4 protein-coding genes are annotated in these 2,779 nt (G+C 62.6%); all 4 read left to right on the top strand.

Translation table 11 applies throughout. The annotated features are described in order from the left end of the window. Positions 1–234 precede the first annotated feature (234 nt). The 4 genes from BFP89_RS16255 to BFP89_RS16270 are packed head-to-tail and all read left to right on the top strand — an operon-like array spanning position 235 to position 2,514. On the top strand, positions 235–543 hold the full coding sequence (locus BFP89_RS16255) for a MazG-like family protein (protein ID WP_003188211.1): 309 nt from the start codon (positions 235–237) through the stop codon (positions 541–543). Then, positions 536–1,285 (top strand): methyltransferase, encoded by a 750-nt coding sequence (locus tag BFP89_RS16260; RefSeq protein WP_065886474.1) that lies wholly within the window; start codon positions 536–538, stop codon positions 1,283–1,285. The genes BFP89_RS16255 and BFP89_RS16260 overlap by 8 nt, the downstream gene beginning before the upstream one ends. 24 nt (positions 1,286–1,309) lie before the next feature. Continuing rightward, the gene (locus tag BFP89_RS16265; RefSeq protein WP_065886475.1) at positions 1,310–1,912 is read left to right on the top strand and encodes a DUF4136 domain-containing protein; all 603 of its coding nucleotides are present in this window, start codon (positions 1,310–1,312) and stop codon (positions 1,910–1,912) included. A gap of 44 nt (positions 1,913–1,956) precedes the next feature. Beyond that, a complete protein-coding gene (locus tag BFP89_RS16270; RefSeq protein ID WP_065886476.1) occupies positions 1,957–2,514 on the top strand; it encodes a DUF4136 domain-containing protein in 558 nt (185 codons plus the stop codon). Positions 2,515–2,779: the final 265 nt, after the last annotated feature.

The raw sequence follows: 2,779 nt of genomic DNA on the forward strand, positions 1-2,779 counted from the left end.
GCGTCCTGCCGGGTTGCCCACGGATTCAAGCCTGCGTTCGGCCAGCGTGGTTTAACGGGGCGCCTGAGATCAAGATCAAAAGCAGATCAAGAGCAAGAGCGGCTCGCTTCGCATCGTGGTTACGGTTGGGCGCTGCTGAGTTGTGTAGATACCTATGCTCATCGGGGGCAACACCGCTATTCACTTGCCTTCACTCCCCATCCCCCTGAAGCTATACCCATTCAGGAGCCCCCAATGAACCTCGAACACCTCACCGAACGCTTGCACCGCATCCGCGATACCAACGATTGGAAGCAATTCCACAGCCCGAAAAACCTGGCCATGGCCGCCAGTGTGGAAATGGCCGAACTGGTCGAGATTTTCCAATGGCTGACCGAAGACCAGTCGCGCCAATTGCCGGCCGATAAACTCGCTCATGCCGGCCAGGAAGTCGGCGATATCGTGCTGTACCTGCTATTGCTGTGCAGTGAGCTGGGCCTGGACATGAACGAAGTGGTGCGCGCCAAGCTGGCCGACAGCGAACGGCGGTTTGCCCATGAGTGACCGGCATTTCGACCAGTTGGCCACGCGCTTCGCCGAGAAAATCTATGGCGGTGCCAAGGGTGCGATCCGCCTGGCGGTGTTGCAGGCCGATCTCGCCGAGGCGTTGCCGGATCGCCCGTTGCGCGTGCTGGATATCGGCGCGGGGTTGGGGCATATGTCGTTGTGGCTGGCCGAGCGTGGCCATCAGGTGACCCTGGCCGAGCCTGCCGCGCCCATGCTCGACGGCGCGCGCCAGCGTTTTGCCGACGCCGGGCAGAGCGCCACGTTCATCCAGGCGCCCTGGCAAGACTTGCTCGGCCAGCTCACCGAGCCCTACGATCTGGTGCTGTGCCACGCCGTGCTGGAATGGCTGGCCGAGCCCCATGCGATCCTGCCGGTGCTGCATCAATTGACGCTGCCCGGCGGTTGGTTGTCCCTGGCGTTCTATAACCGCGATGCGCTGATCTATCGCAACCTGCTCAAGGGCCACTTTCGCAAGATGCGCAAGAACGATATGGCCGGCGAAAAGCAGAGCCTCACGCCGCAACAGCCGCTGGACCCAAGGGAATTGGCGGCGCAACTCGAAGGGCTGTGGCAGGTCGAAAGCCAAAGTGGCGTGCGCGTGTTCCATGACTATATGCCGGTGGAGTTCCAGGCGCGCGCCGAGCTGCAGGATCTGTTGGAGATGGAGCTCGCTCACCGTCGTCACCCAAGCTTTGCCGGACTTGGGCGTTATTTGCACTGGGTGTGCCGTCCGGTTTAAGCAGCCCAGTCTGCGGAGGTCGAAATGCGTCGTCTCTGTTTGATCCTGTTGTCCCTTGGGCTGGGCGCCTGCTCGAGCCCCAATCCTTATGTGGCCGCGTCGGCGCCAATGCCACCGGCCCCGGCCCAGGCGGCCACCACCTTTGACGCCAGCGCTTACCCGGCGCCGGTGCGCGACTATGGCGCCTACCGCAATTGGGCCTGGCGCAACGGCCAGTTGCCGGCCGGCACCGCCTGGGCGGATTCGGCCCAGGTGGCCGAAGCTGTCAGCGGTGCGCTGGACCAGCGCGGCCTGCGCCCGGTGCATGACACGCGTGCGCCGGACCTGCTGGTCAGCGCCGATGTACGCCTGGAGAAGCGTCTGCGTCAGGTTCAGGACGATTATGGCTACGGTTATGGCGGCTACAACCGCTATGGCAATGGCTACGGCATGTACAACTCGGTGCCGATGGTGCGCACCTATGAAGTGCAGGTCGTGGTGGTGCGCGTCAATCTGTTCGACGCCCGCAGCGGCCAGCCGGTGTGGAGCGCGAGCGCCGAAACGGGCAGCCAGGGTAGCCTCAGCGAGCGCGCCGATGCGTTGCGCCAGGCGGTGCAGAAGGCAATGACGGCGTATCCTCCGCGTTAACCGCTATGCTCAACTGAAGCCGGACCGATCATCGGAGAACCCTCATGTTTCGTCGTATCGCTACGCTTGCCGTTGTCCTGCTGCTGGGCGGTTGCCAGAGTAATCAGGTCAATCATGACTTTGACGCCAGCCGCGACTTTGGCGCCTACCGTAACTGGGCCTGGAAAGAGCCGGCGCTGCAATATCGTCCGGATGATCCGCGTATCAAGAGCGACCTGACCGAGCAGCGTATTCGCCAGGCGGTGGGCGAGCAGCTTGACCAGCGCGGTCTGCGCCCCGCTGGGCCCGGTAGCAAGGCCGACCTCTCTGTGCAGGCCTATCTGATCGTCGAGGACCGTCAGCAACAGGTCACCACTAATTACGGCGGTGCCTGGGGCGGGCCGTGGAATGGGTATTGGGGGGCGCCGATGTATAACGAAACGCGCAGCATCTCTTACAAGGTGGCGACGCTGCAGATTGATTTGCTCGATGGCAGGGACGGTAAGTTGGTGTGGCGGGGCAGTGATGAGCAGATCATGGCCAGTTCGCCGAATCCGCAGGACCGGAGTAATGCCATTCGCAGCACGGTGGCCAGGATACTTGCCAACTATCCGCCGCGCTGACCTTGTGGAAAGGGATCTGCTCCGGTGAAGGCCTCCCGGCCTCCTCGGTCATAATGTGGGAGGGGGCTTGCCCCCGATGGCGGCCTCTGGACCGACCGGGATGTTGGTGTCGATCCCGGTCCAAATGTGGGAGGGGGCTTGCCCCCGATGGCGGCCTCTGGCCGACCAGGATGTTGGATTGGACCGAGTACATATCCGTTTCTGCGGTAACGGCTGCTAATGGTTCCGCTTTTACAGCGGCTCACTTTTGAAAAGCGCAAAAGTA

Origin of the sequence: Pseudomonas sp. 31 R 17 (genome assembly GCF_900004915.1) — a bacterium.
GTDB classification, from domain to species: Bacteria; Pseudomonadota; Gammaproteobacteria; order Pseudomonadales; family Pseudomonadaceae; genus Aquipseudomonas; species Aquipseudomonas orientalis_A.

Coding starts and splice junctions, on each gene's coding strand:
- BFP89_RS16255 (WP_003188211.1), top strand. CDS start 235: ATGAACCTCGAACACCTCACCGAACGCTTGCACCGCATCCGCGATACC.
- BFP89_RS16260 (WP_065886474.1), top strand. CDS start 536: ATGAGTGACCGGCATTTCGACCAGTTGGCCACGCGCTTCGCCGAGAAA.
- BFP89_RS16265 (WP_065886475.1), top strand. CDS start 1,310: ATGCGTCGTCTCTGTTTGATCCTGTTGTCCCTTGGGCTGGGCGCCTGC.
- BFP89_RS16270 (WP_065886476.1), top strand. CDS start 1,957: ATGTTTCGTCGTATCGCTACGCTTGCCGTTGTCCTGCTGCTGGGCGGT.